Source organism: Candidatus Fukatsuia symbiotica (assembly GCF_003122425.1).
GTDB lineage: Bacteria > Pseudomonadota > Gammaproteobacteria > Enterobacterales > Enterobacteriaceae > Fukatsuia > Fukatsuia symbiotica.
In genome coordinates this window covers 2,610,582-2,624,070 of the sequence record NZ_CP021659.1, presented here as the reverse complement: position 1 = coordinate 2,624,070, position 13,489 = coordinate 2,610,582, and the positions used below count along the sequence as shown (strand labels likewise).

Genomic DNA, 13,489 nt, shown 5'->3' with positions numbered 1-13,489 from the left:
TATTTTTGTCCGTTCAAAATGCATGACTAAAACATTACCTGAATGGATTGCAAAGCCGTAAATTTTCTTCAATCAGAAGACCATGATGCATATCTTCAGTATAAAGGGTACGGCAACGTTCTGTCATGGCAGCGGCGACAATACAGTCATCGTAGAATGACAGATAATGACGTTCTGCAATTTGGCGAGCACCATCATGTATTGCTTCAGTTAGTGGCACCACACGGCAAAAATTACGTACTAATTCCAGAAATTGTCCGATTTCTTGCCAACTCATCTTGAGCTTGCGAACGCAAACCGATGTCACTTCATTAAGTACCTGCACACTGATGGTTGGCTTTCCCTTAAGTAACATTTCTACGGTATCAGCTTTAGCGGTATCTTGCGATAGTAGATAAAGCAGGATATTACTGTCAATAAACATCTTACTCTTAATTGCGCTCATTAGCTTCATCACGATTAAAATGGAAATTGACAGGCAGCTTACCGCGGAACGTACGCAGACGCTCTAGCAAATTAGTATCAACTTTCTGTTTCTTGCGTACCGAAAAAACCCGGGGTTCATCAACGATAATTTCAATTGAATCACCTTCACGGAGTTCAAGCAATTTAATTAATTCTGACGGCAGGCGTACAGCCAAACTATTACCCCACTTTGCTACTTGCATTATATCTTCCTCTTATAGATATACATTTGTCATGTATATCATCTCTCATTAAAAGGAACGACCGCAAGTATTAATCAAAGAATGTCTGATAATTTCAGACAATTAAAAATAAGTGTGACACCCTTAATTATTGACAGCACGCTTTCATTTTTTCAACGGCCGCTTTTGCTCTGGCTTGCATGGAAGGGCTAGGCGGTGTTGCGTTGGGACTGTTGTGCTCACGACTACGCCCCTGTTCGGGGGTTTTTCTCCTGGTCAGGGTGCGCCTGTTAACCACACTACCGGGGCTAAGTTTTGAATAAGTTCATTCTATGTAAATTCTTTTAAAATTATATTTATTCCAATTAGTTAATTGATATAACTTTGTTAACAGTGCCATAACACTCTTGCTGTGTCTCGAATACTTGAGTTATTCATTACTATATCAACAAGTTGCTCTTATGACCCCAGATTGACAGGTCTTATAGCAATAATCAAGTTGAAATGTGCGGTTGCAGGACAGGCAACGAAAACGGGGATGCCCACCGCTTCCTATCCCATGTTTTTTCACGTCACTGGTTTGACCACAGTAGCGGCAACGGTGTCAACACTACTCGACTATCATTAGCACTAGCATCCCAAGGGGTTTTGCCATAACAATACCTGCCTGAATGAGGTCGCTCTCTGTTGTAAAATGCGAGCCATTTATCGATGTCTTGCTGAATGTCTTCCAGTGATGAATAAATTTTACGCCGAAACATCATGTTATAGCCTTCATTTTTCATCGTATTATGAAACCGCTCACAGAACCCATTGGCCTGCGGGCTATACGCCTTCGTCCGTGTATGCTCGATATCTTCCCGTTGCGTTTTTCTATCCCGTCAATCTGACTGTCATAGATACCGTCTTGCTTAAGCCTTGGCAAACGCTATTTTTTCATCAAAAGGAACGCCGGATTTCAGTACGCCATACGCCAGTTGGATAGATACCGTCTTTTCCCTCATAGCCTCGCGCTTGAAGTTCGCGAAATAACACAGTGGCAGGGATCCAGTAAGGTTTTGCTGCTTTAATCCGTTCGAGTAAATAAAATTTAAAGGGTTCCCGTTTTGATAACGGTGCAGTACGCTGGCTGTAACGGGGTGTTCTGGCGATATTACGTAAATAACGGCGTACCGTATTACGTGATAGGTGAAGCTGTTTAGCGATGGCTCGAATATTCATCCCTTGTCGATGTAACACGTGAATTTCCACTAGTCACTCCTGAATCAGCATTTTATTTAAACCGCCAATTTTTATGTTAAAAAGGCGGCAATTTTTCCTCAGGTGGGTCAATTTTCAATTGTCATTAGTGGGTCAGTTTTACATTGCTGGTGACAACATATTTTTATCTTTGAATTTAATCATAATAGATAGTGATATAGTGTTCAGTAAATACGCTCTAACCCATATCGTTATACACATCTTTTAAAAATCCTTTTAAAACAGCAAATTAAGAAAAACAAGGTTAGTGGTTAACTGATTGATTTATAAAGATTTTTAAAAGATGTGTATAACGCGATGGCTCTAACCTCTCCGACAACGACCGGTTGGCCGCAAAAATAAATGAATAAATAAAACAATAATATGATCAGATAATGTACGTTCAGAAACAGTAGTTGTTAATGTCGCTTGATTTTCTATGCCAGTCCCTGTTATAGCATAATCAAGAATTCTGTCACCACCACCAAAGTGAGTAGGACTGGCTGGTATGGCAAATCCACGCTCTATGTTTAATGGAGCGTTAGTTAATCTTAAATCATCTGGCGCTGTATTGTAATCGCCCATAATTACCCATGTTGCATTTACATTATCATTTACAATTCGGCTCATATAGTTTTCTATTACACTAATCACAGATGGAGACTCATTATTTCTGTGTGCACCCGCATGTATATTAAAAAAATAATCATTTCCGCGTCGAATACCGATAACAGGTCGAGTAGCATTATCAACAGGCCCAACAATGAAAACTTCATCTGCTTTATATCTGGAAACAATAGCCATACTGGTTCTGTTATATTGATTTCCGTTCTCTACGTGATAAACATACACATCATTTGGTCGATAATTGGTACCAAGAGCCCACAGATTTTGGGTTAATTCTATATTATTATTTGAGGAAATTAATTCTTGTGGAGCTCTATCAGAAACAGTCGACACAGATTTAGGGAGTGCTCCACACTCCTGTAAAGCAAATATATCTACATTAGAATGATTAGAGATAACTTTTACTTCATTGGCAATTATATTTCTCCATTTACCTTCGTCATGGTTCGCTCCTTGCATATTCCACGAAGCAATTTTATAGTCAGAAAAGTGATATGGAGATAAAATATCATCATCTATACATGATGATATTTCCTGAATAAACCAATTCTTACCTTCTTTAGCTTGTCCATAGAAGAACTGACGACCGTTTATGTAAAATGGAAATTGACTATCATAATAGTGAGCCCAAAATCCATGATCTATTTCTCGTCCCATTGTACCATTAGATGACAGTTTTTGAATAAACCAGTTATTGCCCTCTTCAGCTTGCCCATAGAAGAAGTGATTATCCCTTATGTAAAAATGAAATTGACTATCATAATAGTGAGCCCAAAATCCATGATCTATTTCTCGTCCCATTGTACCATTAGATGACAGTTCCTGAATAAACCAGTGCCCTCTTTGGCTTGTCCATAGAAGAACTGACGACCATTTATGTAAAATGGAAATTGACATCCATAATATGTTGACCAAAATCCATGATCTATTTCTCCTCCCATTGTACCATCAGATGACAGTTCCTGAATAAACCAGTTATTACCCTCTTTGGCTTGTCCATAGAAGAACTGACGACCATTTATGTAAAATGGAAATTGACACCCATAATATGTTGACCAAAATCCATGATCTATTTCTCGTCCCATTTTACCATAAGACAGCAGTTCCTGAATAAACCAGTTATTGCCCTCTTTGGCTTGTCCATAGAAGAACTGACGACCATTTATTTTAAAAGGAAACTGACAGTTATAATAGTGGGCCCAAGTACCATGAGCTGTTTTACTACCCATTGTACCATCGGGTAACAGTTCGTGAATAAACCAACTATTATCATCTTCAGATTGTCCATAGAAGAATTGCCGACCATTTATGTTGAAAGGAAATTGACAACCATAATATTTTGACCAAAATCCATGATCTATTTCGTTGTTCATGTTTGCTTTTTTATTAACCATATAATAAAACTCCAAATAATATTAATAGATTATGCTATGCGTGGAAGTGCAGTACTGATACTTCTTGAACTTAGTTGACTTAGTATCGCTCGCATACGTTGCTCTCTGGCTAAAATCACCACTTTTTCTGCTTTCGCTCTGTCAGCATTACCTCGACGATTTATGCTCCACGCTTCCTCCCCACATTTGGGCGCCCTTATGCAGTTGCGCTTCACTTCATTTGCCGTGATCAGCTTATGGCGGGACTTTCACCCACAGGAATACGCCCATGCTGGACGCACAAAACAAGGGCGCTAAGTTTAAGCGGCATGGTGTTCAAGCACTCAGCCTGATTCATTTTACATACCAATGGCAATTTTCTGCGGTTTCTCCTGTTCAGGAATATCATAAGTAAATTGCAGTGTTAATAATCCTTTATCCAGACTCGCCTGTTGAATCGTTATCCGATGCTCAAGACTGAAACTTAAGGAAAACTCACTTTTTCTAATACCCTGATGCAACCATTTGATGCCGTCTTTTTCTTCGTTAGCATCTGTTTCCTCAACCTTCGGTTTACCGCTAATGGTTAACTGGTTATTGAGCACCGAAATATCCAGTTCATCCTGCGTATAACAGGGTACGCTCACGGTCATTTCATAATGCGCTTTGTCTTTTTTCAGCAGATTATAGGCAGGCGTATCCGCAATAGGCCTTTCACCCGTTAAACGGCTAAACAGATTATCCATCTGCGTAAAACGGTCAGAAAGTAGATGATTGCTCAATGCCGGAATAAGAGAGAAAGAACGATAAGCCATAACATCCTCCTTTAACATATATCTAACATTCAATGCAAACTTATGCTCATACCATTCACATGGGGGCATTTGATACGTTTTCAAGTAGACTTGTTGCCTAATAAATAAACGAACATTTTTTAGGCATTTTTAGGGGTGCGTTTTGCATTACCTCGTGCGAAAAAATCGCTTAGAGGCCCTTCTATGACGCCCACTGTTGCTTAATAAACACTAATGTACTATTAGGCAACAAGTCTAATAAATGACAATCAGCTCGCCTTTATCTTTCCTGGCTTGCCATCCATCCTTTCCGGCTCACATTATTTGACAATCAAAATTACCTTCCAGACCATCCAGTAAACCAACGTTTGATGGATCTTTTACTTTCTTCCCAATTGTCATTTTCAGAAGGCAACTGCACGGAATATCAAAAGCCGACTGCACTGATAGTTTAAAATCCAAGGGTGCCAAAACGTACGATAACAAGATAACTAAATGAATTTATTAATTAAAAACCTTTATCTTTAGAAGGCCAGTGCCCCATTTCATTAACCCAAACCTAACCTTGTGCAGTCACCTTCTGACAGCATAATATCAGTAGTCAACTGCACCGTTTTGGATTATGCTCAATACTCCTCTTCCCTACAGTGAGGCTTGAGCATGGGCTCCGAGGAGCACCAGATTACCGAGCAAGGTGTATTAACTTTGCCAGAAGCTACGTGGCGTGAAGCACAAAGACGGCAGCAAGTCATTGCTCCACTGGCAGCTCAGGAAGGAATTAGTCACCAAGCCGCTGATGACGCCGCCCAACAATTAGGGCTGTCCCGTCGCCATATCTATGAACTAGTGCGCCGCTACCGGCAGGGTGCTGGGTTGCTGACCGATCTAGCCCCCGGCCAGTCTAGCGGCAGCAAAGGCAAACAACGCTTGCCAGAGCAGATTGAGCACATTATCCGTGAGCTATTGCATAAACGCTTTTTGACCAAGCAGAAACGCAGTTTGGCCGCGCTCTATCGAGAAATCGTACAGGCTTGCAAAACCCAAAAGCTACGGGCGCCAGCACGCAACACCGTTTCCCTGAGGATTGCCAGACTCGACCCTAGGAAAATAGCGCGCCGCCGGGAAGGTCAAAATGCGTCCCGCGCCTTGCAAAGTGTTGGCGGTGTCCCTCCAAAAGTTGCAATGCCACTGGAGCAGGTGCAGATTGATCATACAGTCATCGACTTGATCATCGTTGATGAACGTGATCGGCAGCCAATCGGCCGTCCTTACCTAACAATCGCCATCGACGTGTTCACTCGCTGTGTACTTGGTATTGTGGTTACGCTAGAGGCACCGTCTGCTGTCTCTGTTGGCCTCTGCCTGACACAGGTTGCCTGTGATAAACGGCCCTGGCTGGAACACTTGGAGGTGGAAATGGACTGGCCGATGAGCGGTAAGCCACAGCATCTCTATCTAGACAATGCCGCTGAATTTAAAAGTGAGGCGCTACGCCGTGGCTGCGAGCAACACGGCATTCAGTTAAATTATCGTCCGCCAGGCCAACCACACTACGGCGGTATCGTGGAAAGGATCATAGGCACAGCGATGAAAATGGTCCACGATGAATTACCAGGAACAACCTTTTCAAACCCTGAACAGCGTGGTACATACAATTCGGAGAGTATGGCAACTCTGACGCTGCGTGAACTGGAGAGATGGCTTACGCTGGCGGTAGGTACGTACCATGGTTCGATACACAGCAGTCTGCTTCAAACACCGGCCGCATGCTGGGCAGAAGCTGTTGTGTGTGTCGGCGTACCGAGCATCATCACTCATGTCACGGCTTTTCTGGTCGATTTTCTTCCTGTCATCCGCCGCATCTTAACCCGGACCGGCTTTGTCATTGATTACATTCACTACTATGCAGACGCACTCAAACCGTGGATAGCCCGACGTGACTGCTTACCTCCCTTCCTGATTCGACGTGATCCTCGCGATATCAGTCGAATCTGGGTGTTGGAGCCAGAGGGTAAAAACTACCTGGAAGTTCCCTACCGTACCTTGTCCCACCCAGCTGTCACCCTATGGGAACAGCGTCAAGCATTGACAAAGCTACGCCAGCTTGGGCGTGAACAGGTGGACGAATCAGCACTGTTTTACATGATCAGGCAAATGAGAGATATCGTCACCACGGCTCAGCAGAATACACGCAGGACGAGGCGTGATGCGGTGCGCCGACAGCATCTCAAGGAGTTGCCAGCACCTAGCAAGCCTGCTCCGCCAGAATCGGACGTTGCTGACTCACAGAAGGCCCTGCCGTTTGACCAGATCGAGGAGTGGTAGCTATGGATGAGTTCCCTATCACTGACCTGTCTCACTTGCTGCCAGCAGCACAGGGTTTAGCCAGGCTGCCCGCTGTCGAGAGGATCCAGCGCATCCCGCGCCGACCGATGGATTGGTTACCCACGTGCGCTTGAAGCGTTAAGCAGACTGGAAACTCTGTATGCATGGCCAAACAAACAGCGTATGCCCAACTTGCTACTTGTTGGTCCAACCAACAACGGCAAGTCGATGATCATAGAAAAATTCCGCCGCAGCCATCCTGGTAGCTCAAATGATAACCAGGAACATATCCCAGTATTGAGCGTACAGATGCCATCCGAGCTTTCAGTTTCCCGCTTTTACGTGGCATTGCTTGCCGCGATGGGTGCGCCTATACGGCCACGTCAACGGTTACTGGAAATAGAACAACTATCGCTCGAATTACTACGCCGTATTGGCGTACGCATGCTGATGATTGATGAGCTGCATAATGTCCTGGCTGGGAATAGCGGCACCCGCCGGGAATTTCTCAACCTATTGCGCTTTCTCGGCAATGAGCTGCGTGTCCCACTAGTAGGGGTCGGCACACGTGATGCCTACCTTGCCATTCGTTCAGACGACCAGTTAGAAAATAGATTCTCTCCTGTCATATTGCCGTTGTGGGAAGTCAATGATGATTGTTGCTCATTGCTCGCCAGCTTCGCTGCTTCTCTCCCATTGCGACGATACTCCCCCATTGCCACGCAGGATATGGCTCGCTATCTGCTTGCTCGTAGCGAGGGTACGATCGGAGAACTGACGCATTTGCTGATAGCAGCCGCTGTGTCTGCTGTGGAAAGCGGAGAGGAGTCAATTAACCCCCGTACGCTCAGTATGAGCAATTATGCAGGCCCTAGCGAGCGGCGTCGGCAATTCGAGCGGGAGTTGATGTGAAACCAGCGCATCGCTGGCCGTTGCACCCTGCGCCTAAAGAAGGCGAAGCTTTATCCTCATGGCTTAATCGTATCGCCGGTTGCTATCAGATGAATGGACATGATTTGCTGGAGCATGACCTCGGCCACGGTCAGGTTAATGACCTAGATCTGGCGCCACCCCTGTCACTGCTGACAGCGCTAGCACAGAGAAGTGGCGTAGGTCTGGAACGGTTACACTGCATGAGTTTTTCCTGCTGGATGCCGTGGTTACTGGACAGCCTAGATGATGAGGTTACGTCAGCCCTGGAAACCTATGTTTTCCAATTTTCGGTGTTGCTGCCGAAGAAAAACCGAAAAGTGAGGCACATTGCAAGTTGGCGCGCCTGGCTGCCTATGCAGTCAATCCATCGAGCATGCCCGATCTGCCTAAACGATTCGGTAGACCACCCAATACTACTTGCGTGGCAGCTACCATTGATGCTGAGTTGCCCAACGCATGGCTGCTGGCTAGAGCCCTATTTGGGAGGGCCATGGCAGTTCATGTGTTGGGAAACCAAATCTTGTGAACCTCGAGAGGCCAGCGAGCCGATTTTGGTGATGGATCGGCGCACTTGGCAGGCGCTGACGGCTGGCTGTGTAGAGTTGCCTCGTCGGCGTGTCCACGCTGGACTCTGGTTTCGGTTGTTGCGGACGCTGCTGGATGAACTAAACACACCGCTTTCGTACTGTGGCTCTTATGGTAGGGATATCCGTTACGTTTGGGAACAAAGCGGATATCCCTTACGCGCCAAGCAAACTTTGTGGCATCCCTACGAGAGCCTCAATACTTCGGTGCAGTTGCAAATGCTGGAGGCAGCAGCTACCGCGATACATTTAGTCGAATCGAGAATGTTAAGTCCATACGGGGAGCAAGCGGAATTGTTTCTGACGGAACCACAGACCAAGTTTATAAATGGTCTACAACCGACGGATACTGGGAAAAATGAACCTATCAATTATTGGCGAGAAGCGGCTAAAGCGATCGAAGAAGCCATTATCGAAGCGAGGCACAATCCTGAAGCGGCCCGCTCGCTATTCTGGCTGGCTTCATACGGGCAGCATGACCCAGATTATCTGAAGCAACTACATGCTTTGTTTACCGAAGTAAAAATTCCGCTAGAATTTCTGTCACATTATGACCATAAATAACCCTTTGCATGTCTTAAATTAAATAACGGGTTAAGTGACAAGTTTTGACAGTCGCGCAGACTGCTTTCACAATGTCACGCAACCGACCGTATAAGTGACAGGAAAAGTAAAAAATATGCTGATGGGTTACATGCGGATATCCAAAGCCGATGGCAGCCAGACGACTAATCTGCAACGAGATGCACTGATTGTTTCTGGTGTTGATACATCCCAATTATATGAAGACCAAGCCTCGGGCAAACGCGAAGACCGCCCTGGATTGTCAGCCTGCCTAAAGGCGCTGCGCAAAGGGGATACGCTTGTTGTATGGAAGCTGGATCGGTTAGGCCGAGACCTACGACACTTGATTAATACTGTGCATGAATTGACTGGCCGAGGTATAGGTTTGAAAGTACTCACGGGTCACGGTGCAGCAATTGATACGACGACGGCATCTGGAAAACTGGTCTTTGGAATTTTTGCGGCACTGGCTGAATTTGAGCGTGAGCTGATTTCAGAGCGCACAGTGGCAGGACTAGCTTCAGCACGAGCGAGAGGCCGGAAAGGCGGACGTCCATTCAAGATAACTGCTGCTAAGTTGAGGTTGGCGATGTCTGCAATGGGTCAGCCTGAAACTAAGGTAAACGATTTGTGCGAAGAGTTAGGCATTACTCGGCAAACACTTTACCGACACGTGTCGCCTAAGGGAGAACTGCGGTCAGATGGCGTAAAATTTTTTGCTAAAAATTAAATCTAGTTGAATAGTTTTTATAGGTAGCAAAGTAGTGCAGTCGGCTTTTGATATTTAGTGCAGTCGGTTTCTGAAAATGACAAGGCTCGCTATAAATTGATGTAAAATACAAGGATGACTTATCCATTGAAATTTCGCCAACATGTCTTGGCAATCAAAGAACAAGAAAAGCTTACGTATGCGCAAACAGCGGAACGTTTTGTCGTCGGCATGGCCAGTCTGATGCGCTGGGCTAACCGAATAGAGCCCTGTATGACGCGTAATAAACCTGCGACGAAGATAGATAGAGAAGTTCTCACACAAGATGTTGCTACTTATCCTGATGCTTATCAGTTCGAACGTGCGCAGCGGCTGGGTGTAAGTGCCCGTGGTATCGGTGATGCCCTGAAACGACTGGGATTAACCTGTAAAAAAAACGCTGCAGCATCCCAAAGCCAAGGCACAAGCCAGAGAGGCTTTCCAGATAAGGCTCCAAAATTATAAGACAGCGGGTCATCCCATTATTTATATTGACGAAAGTGGATTTTCACATGATATGCCACGCCGTTATGGTTATTCGCCTAAAGGTCAGCGTTGTTACGGTCAACATAATTGGCAGGCCAGAGGGCGTACTAACATCATGGGTGCCTTGCTTGAGAAAGCATTGCTAACGGTTTGTGCGTTCACCAGTAACATCAACAGCGATATTTTCCATGCCTGGATAACGCAGGACTTATTGCCTAAAGTACCACTGAATTCCGTCATGGTGATGGACAATGCGAGTTTTCACAAACGTAAAGATATTCAGGATGCAATAAAAAATGCCGGTTTTATTCTTGAATATCTTCCCGTTTATTCGCCTGATTTGAATCCCATTGAGAAGAAATGGGCTCATGCCAAAGCACGGCGTAGAAAAGAGAGGTGTGATGTCGATCACCTGTTTTCCTTCTTTAATTAAGTCATTTTATAACACCGCTGCTATATTGGTTACCACTTTAACCATCGCAAGTACAGTCCAAGATTGTTTTAACTCTTTCTGACTTATCATTGTTATTTAATCGGACCTAAAACCAAGAATTTCTATTCACCACCAGAGTGACCGAGTTTCTCTGTAATTTCAGATGATATTCCGCTTCCTCGAACGGCTTTCGCTGCGCGAAAACCATTCTTGCGGCGAGCGGTCTCTATTTTTTTAAAACAAATTTTTTTAATTCTTTTTTAAGGGCCGGAGTTTTGTCAATGTGGGCGAAGCCCCCCGTCAGGGCTTGGCATTGACAAAATGAAGACCCGATTACCCTGTTAAATGGGGGATGGTTTCCCGAAGGGAGGCCATCCCCCATGCTAAGCGGGGGTTGAACTTGACCTTGGGGGGTCCAGGGGCGGAGCCCTCTGGCAAGCCCCGATGTTGCTGGGGTCAGGTTTTCTGGTACGGAGTGGGAGCGGCTTCAACAACTTTCAAAATCGGCAGAAATGTCGATGTCTGAGTTTGTTCGCAATCATTTAGGTAAAGTTAGCGTGAGGAACCGAAACGATGAAAGAAAGCAAGTAGCTATGCTCAATCGCATCAATGCCAACTTAAACATGATTAAGTACTGGAAAAAGTTTGAATATCAAGCCACCAGGGAAAAAGACACAGCAACATTTCGATGACTTTCGTAGTGAAGTAAACGCAAAGTACGGATTAGCTGATCCCACAGATCCAAATCGAATAAGAAACATGAAGACCCCCAATCATATCCTCAAAATCACCGTAGAGGCCACCAGAAGAGGCGATAAGCCATCAGATGATGTTCGGGATACTCTTGGATGCGATCTTGTCTCAGAGAGCCGTAAATGGGCTTATACGCAATCGTGAAGATGTGATAGTTCAAGTGAAAAAATTAGATTTTGAAATAACCCGTACGGGAAATGACTATATCACTGCTTGTGAACCAGAGAGCGGTAAACGCTGGAGATTGAAAGGGGCACTGTATGCAAGAGACTACAGCGTTAGCCGAACGATTGAAAAATCAGATAGCGCAAGAGAACGAGACTATTCAAAACCTGACAAGGCAGCAGCTCAAAGATTTACGCAACGCCTTAACCACCATATTGGAGCAAGAGCTGAGTACCATCAAAACCGATATCCACAGCCAGAACGAAAGTATGGGCTGGAAAGTAGTCCGCAATCGGATTTTTTGGCCGTTATTGATCGGATTGAGCCTCTCTCTAGGTATCTTCGGCGGCAGTTGGCTGACGATGAATTACAGAAGCAAGTAAACAACTTAAGCAATCAGCTGATGGAATTGAGCAAACTCTACAAAACGAACAGACGTTGAATTCAACTATTCGTCACCAACAGGTACGAGTTAAGAAGCACGAGCCATACTATGGCCCCAGTTTTTGATATCTCACAGGTTGAACAGCAAGACGTAAACCCATAACGCGTAAGATCGCGTTTAAGCTTTTGATTTCAGGATTACCCCTCGCAGACAAAGTGCGATAGAGCTGGTTTGAATTCAACTCTGCCTCCTTTGCCACTACGCGAACGCCCCGAAGGCCTTAGCCATCTGGCGCATAGCAATCAGTAGCTCGGCTTGCTCACCATCTTCGAGGATGCCATTAAGCAGTTCAGCTGCATAAGCAGGGTCTTTACGGAATACCTCGGCCATTGCATCGTCGTGTGATCTATCTTTCATTAGCCAACTCTCCTATCCACTATTACGTTTCCATTCGCGCCAATATTCACATGCGCGGGTTATGTCTACGTCCTGCTTACGTTTGTCTCCACCGCACAGCAGCAGAATGATTGTCAAGCCAGCTTTAGCGTAATAGACTCGATACCCAGGACCAATATCGATACGTAATTCCCAGACGCCTTCACGTAAAAACCTGTGGTCGCCGAAATTACCCAGCTCTACACGCATGATACGGCGGTCAATAGCAATCTTGGCCTTGATATCGCGTACCTGCTCACGCCACTCATCAAAAAGGTCGTTTCCATTGTTGTCGATGTAGTGTCGTATTTCGTTCATATCTCACATTATCGTTTATAAACGATAATTTATCAAGTTAAACTGGCATCGGTGCTTTTGAGGCTGTCTCAATAAAACACCAATACCTCAAAAACGGCTTAAAAATACAGCATGAAAATGTATTATTCTTGGGTATCACTTTTGTATTCTTTAGTCTTTGAATAGCAATAGAATAATCTTCCAGATCTAAAACTTGTTTGTTGAGTATTTCATTCGTAAATACAAGTTGATCAATCATTTCAAATAATGCACCTAGATCATCGTTGTGTACTTGCGTAAAATCACCGTTAGCCATAATAGCCTCTTTCGTAGGTTGTTGTGGTTAGCAGTCTTTCAGAGGAGATAACTCTGTCAGGCTGCGTTAGTTTTTACAGAGTGTTATTTAGCGAAGACATGAACACGGGCGAGAAAATTGATGGTATTCAGATACGCAATCCATTTGTTAACGATGTATAAAAAAAGTAATGGCCTTAGGTAGAGTTCCAATTTAGCACTATCGAACAAAATTTAATAGAAGGCTAATGAATGAACCCAAACAATGTCACGATAAACTTTAAGATATAATTTATCTATAGAAAATGAATTGTTCCGTATCCAATATGAAGCATTATCTAAGATTACTTTAACTACTGAACAAACTATTTTCCGTTAAGCCGAGTTTATTCGTAATGATTCTAAGA

At 44.5% G+C, this 13,489-nt stretch carries 18 protein-coding genes and 2 pseudogenes; 9 read left to right on the top strand and 11 right to left on the bottom strand.

Translation table 11 applies throughout. From position 1 onward, the window contains the following. Window positions 1-34: 34 nt before the first annotated feature. The 8 genes and pseudogenes from CCS41_RS12790 to CCS41_RS12760 all read right to left on the bottom strand — a co-directional run bounded on the left by CCS41_RS12790 (window position 35) and on the right by CCS41_RS12760 (window position 4,701). Window positions 35-445, bottom strand: coding sequence for a PIN domain-containing protein (locus tag CCS41_RS12790; RefSeq protein ID WP_119797652.1), 411 nt, complete (start codon window positions 443-445; stop codon window positions 35-37). Further along, entirely contained in the window at window positions 432-668 is a 237-nt protein-coding gene (locus tag CCS41_RS12785; protein WP_119797651.1) for an AbrB/MazE/SpoVT family DNA-binding domain-containing protein, read from the bottom strand. Before CCS41_RS12785 ends, CCS41_RS12790 begins: the two co-directional genes overlap by 14 nt. 424 nt (window positions 669-1,092) lie before the next feature. Continuing rightward, on the bottom strand, window positions 1,093-1,218 hold the full coding sequence (locus CCS41_RS17935; RefSeq protein WP_425286345.1) for an IS1/IS1595 family N-terminal zinc-binding domain-containing protein: 126 nt from the start codon (window positions 1,216-1,218) through the stop codon (window positions 1,093-1,095). A 1-nt stretch (window position 1,219) separates the two neighbouring features. Continuing rightward, a pseudogene (locus tag CCS41_RS12780) lies at window positions 1,220-1,507 on the bottom strand (integrase core domain-containing protein); the annotation flags it as partial. A 136-nt stretch (window positions 1,508-1,643) separates the two neighbouring features. Further along, window positions 1,644-1,898, bottom strand: a pseudogene (locus CCS41_RS12775) (helix-turn-helix domain-containing protein); the annotation flags it as partial. Window positions 1,899-2,210: 312 nt separating this feature from the next. Beyond that, window positions 2,211-3,314, bottom strand: coding sequence for an endonuclease/exonuclease/phosphatase family protein (locus CCS41_RS12770; protein ID WP_162860078.1), 1,104 nt, complete (start codon window positions 3,312-3,314; stop codon window positions 2,211-2,213). Continuing rightward, window positions 3,299-3,907, bottom strand: coding sequence for a hypothetical protein (locus tag CCS41_RS12765; protein ID WP_119797648.1), 609 nt, complete (start codon window positions 3,905-3,907; stop codon window positions 3,299-3,301). Before CCS41_RS12765 ends, CCS41_RS12770 begins: the two co-directional genes overlap by 16 nt. Window positions 3,908-4,245: 338 nt before the next feature. Continuing rightward, complete coding sequence (locus CCS41_RS12760) at window positions 4,246-4,701, bottom strand: Hsp20 family protein (RefSeq protein ID WP_119797647.1); 456 nt, start codon at window positions 4,699-4,701, stop codon at window positions 4,246-4,248. A gap of 639 nt (window positions 4,702-5,340) precedes the next feature. Here CCS41_RS12760 and CCS41_RS12755 point away from each other — a divergent pair. The 9 genes from CCS41_RS12755 (at window position 5,341) to CCS41_RS12720 (ending at window position 12,054) form a co-directional block, all read left to right on the top strand. Further along, window positions 5,341-7,005 carry a Mu transposase C-terminal domain-containing protein gene (locus CCS41_RS12755; protein ID WP_119797646.1) on the top strand — a complete coding sequence of 555 codons (1,665 nt, stop codon included), beginning with the start codon at window positions 5,341-5,343 and terminating at the stop codon, window positions 7,003-7,005. Between the two features lie 2 nt (window positions 7,006-7,007). Next, window positions 7,008-7,139 (top strand): hypothetical protein, encoded by a 132-nt coding sequence (locus tag CCS41_RS17930; protein ID WP_425286344.1) that lies wholly within the window; start codon window positions 7,008-7,010, stop codon window positions 7,137-7,139. Then, window positions 7,078-7,917: a TniB family NTP-binding protein gene (locus CCS41_RS12750; protein WP_435384331.1), complete on the top strand. Its 840-nt coding sequence runs from the start codon at window positions 7,078-7,080 to the stop codon at window positions 7,915-7,917. The genes CCS41_RS17930 and CCS41_RS12750 overlap by 62 nt, the downstream gene beginning before the upstream one ends. Next, the gene (locus CCS41_RS12745) at window positions 7,914-9,086 is read left to right on the top strand and encodes a TniQ family protein (RefSeq protein WP_119797645.1); all 1,173 of its coding nucleotides are present in this window, start codon (window positions 7,914-7,916) and stop codon (window positions 9,084-9,086) included. The genes CCS41_RS12750 and CCS41_RS12745 overlap by 4 nt, the downstream gene beginning before the upstream one ends. A gap of 115 nt (window positions 9,087-9,201) precedes the next feature. Continuing rightward, a complete protein-coding gene (locus CCS41_RS12740; RefSeq protein ID WP_119797644.1) occupies window positions 9,202-9,816 on the top strand; it encodes a recombinase family protein in 615 nt (204 codons plus the stop codon). A 114-nt stretch (window positions 9,817-9,930) separates the two neighbouring features. Further along, window positions 9,931-10,299, top strand: coding sequence for an IS630 transposase-related protein (locus CCS41_RS12735; RefSeq protein WP_119797643.1), 369 nt, complete (start codon window positions 9,931-9,933; stop codon window positions 10,297-10,299). Continuing rightward, complete coding sequence (locus tag CCS41_RS12730) at window positions 10,235-10,753, top strand: IS630 family transposase (protein ID WP_323586409.1); 519 nt, start codon at window positions 10,235-10,237, stop codon at window positions 10,751-10,753. Before CCS41_RS12735 ends, CCS41_RS12730 begins: the two co-directional genes overlap by 65 nt. A gap of 431 nt (window positions 10,754-11,184) precedes the next feature. After that, window positions 11,185-11,445, top strand: coding sequence for a plasmid mobilization protein (locus CCS41_RS17805; RefSeq protein ID WP_420866980.1), 261 nt, complete (start codon window positions 11,185-11,187; stop codon window positions 11,443-11,445). 321 nt (window positions 11,446-11,766) lie between these two features. Continuing rightward, window positions 11,767-12,054 (top strand): hypothetical protein, encoded by a 288-nt coding sequence (locus CCS41_RS12720; RefSeq protein WP_119797640.1) that lies wholly within the window; start codon window positions 11,767-11,769, stop codon window positions 12,052-12,054. A 260-nt stretch (window positions 12,055-12,314) separates the two neighbouring features. Here the strand turns inward: CCS41_RS12720 and CCS41_RS17925 are convergent, their stop codons facing one another. Genes CCS41_RS17925 through CCS41_RS12705 form a run of 3 tightly spaced genes read right to left on the bottom strand, consistent with a single transcriptional unit; the run spans window position 12,315 to window position 13,104 of the window. After that, on the bottom strand, window positions 12,315-12,473 hold the full coding sequence (locus tag CCS41_RS17925) for a helix-turn-helix domain-containing transcriptional regulator (RefSeq protein WP_477021198.1): 159 nt from the start codon (window positions 12,471-12,473) through the stop codon (window positions 12,315-12,317). A gap of 12 nt (window positions 12,474-12,485) precedes the next feature. Continuing rightward, window positions 12,486-12,809, bottom strand: a complete 324-nt coding sequence (locus CCS41_RS12710) for a type II toxin-antitoxin system RelE/ParE family toxin (protein ID WP_119797639.1) — start codon at window positions 12,807-12,809, stop codon at window positions 12,486-12,488. A gap of 37 nt (window positions 12,810-12,846) precedes the next feature. Further along, window positions 12,847-13,104 carry a hypothetical protein gene (locus CCS41_RS12705; RefSeq protein WP_119797638.1) on the bottom strand — a complete coding sequence of 86 codons (258 nt, stop codon included), beginning with the start codon at window positions 13,102-13,104 and terminating at the stop codon, window positions 12,847-12,849. Between the last annotated feature and the right edge of the window lie 385 nt (window positions 13,105-13,489).

Bases quoted from the DNA above. Each gene is read 5' to 3' on its own strand.
- CCS41_RS12720 (WP_119797640.1), top strand. From the start codon at position 11,767: ATGCAAGAGACTACAGCGTTAGCCGAACGATTGAAAAATCAGATAGCG.
- CCS41_RS12755 (WP_119797646.1), top strand. From the start codon at position 5,341: ATGGGCTCCGAGGAGCACCAGATTACCGAGCAAGGTGTATTAACTTTG.
- CCS41_RS12710 (WP_119797639.1), bottom strand. From the start codon at position 12,809: ATGAACGAAATACGACACTACATCGACAACAATGGAAACGACCTTTTT.
- CCS41_RS12785 (WP_119797651.1), bottom strand. From the start codon at position 668: ATGCAAGTAGCAAAGTGGGGTAATAGTTTGGCTGTACGCCTGCCGTCA.
- CCS41_RS12790 (WP_119797652.1), bottom strand. From the start codon at position 445: ATGAGCGCAATTAAGAGTAAGATGTTTATTGACAGTAATATCCTGCTT.
- CCS41_RS17925 (WP_477021198.1), bottom strand. From the start codon at position 12,473: ATGAAAGATAGATCACACGACGATGCAATGGCCGAGGTATTCCGTAAA.
- CCS41_RS12770 (WP_162860078.1), bottom strand. From the start codon at position 3,314: ATGGGACGAGAAATAGATCATGGATTTTGGGCTCACTATTATGATAGT.
- CCS41_RS12765 (WP_119797648.1), bottom strand. From the start codon at position 3,907: ATGGTTAATAAAAAAGCAAACATGAACAACGAAATAGATCATGGATTT.
- CCS41_RS12735 (WP_119797643.1), top strand. From the start codon at position 9,931: ATGACTTATCCATTGAAATTTCGCCAACATGTCTTGGCAATCAAAGAA.
- CCS41_RS17930 (WP_425286344.1), top strand. From the start codon at position 7,008: ATGGATGAGTTCCCTATCACTGACCTGTCTCACTTGCTGCCAGCAGCA.
- CCS41_RS12705 (WP_119797638.1), bottom strand. From the start codon at position 13,104: ATGGCTAACGGTGATTTTACGCAAGTACACAACGATGATCTAGGTGCA.
- CCS41_RS12740 (WP_119797644.1), top strand. From the start codon at position 9,202: ATGCTGATGGGTTACATGCGGATATCCAAAGCCGATGGCAGCCAGACG.
- CCS41_RS12760 (WP_119797647.1), bottom strand. From the start codon at position 4,701: ATGGCTTATCGTTCTTTCTCTCTTATTCCGGCATTGAGCAATCATCTA.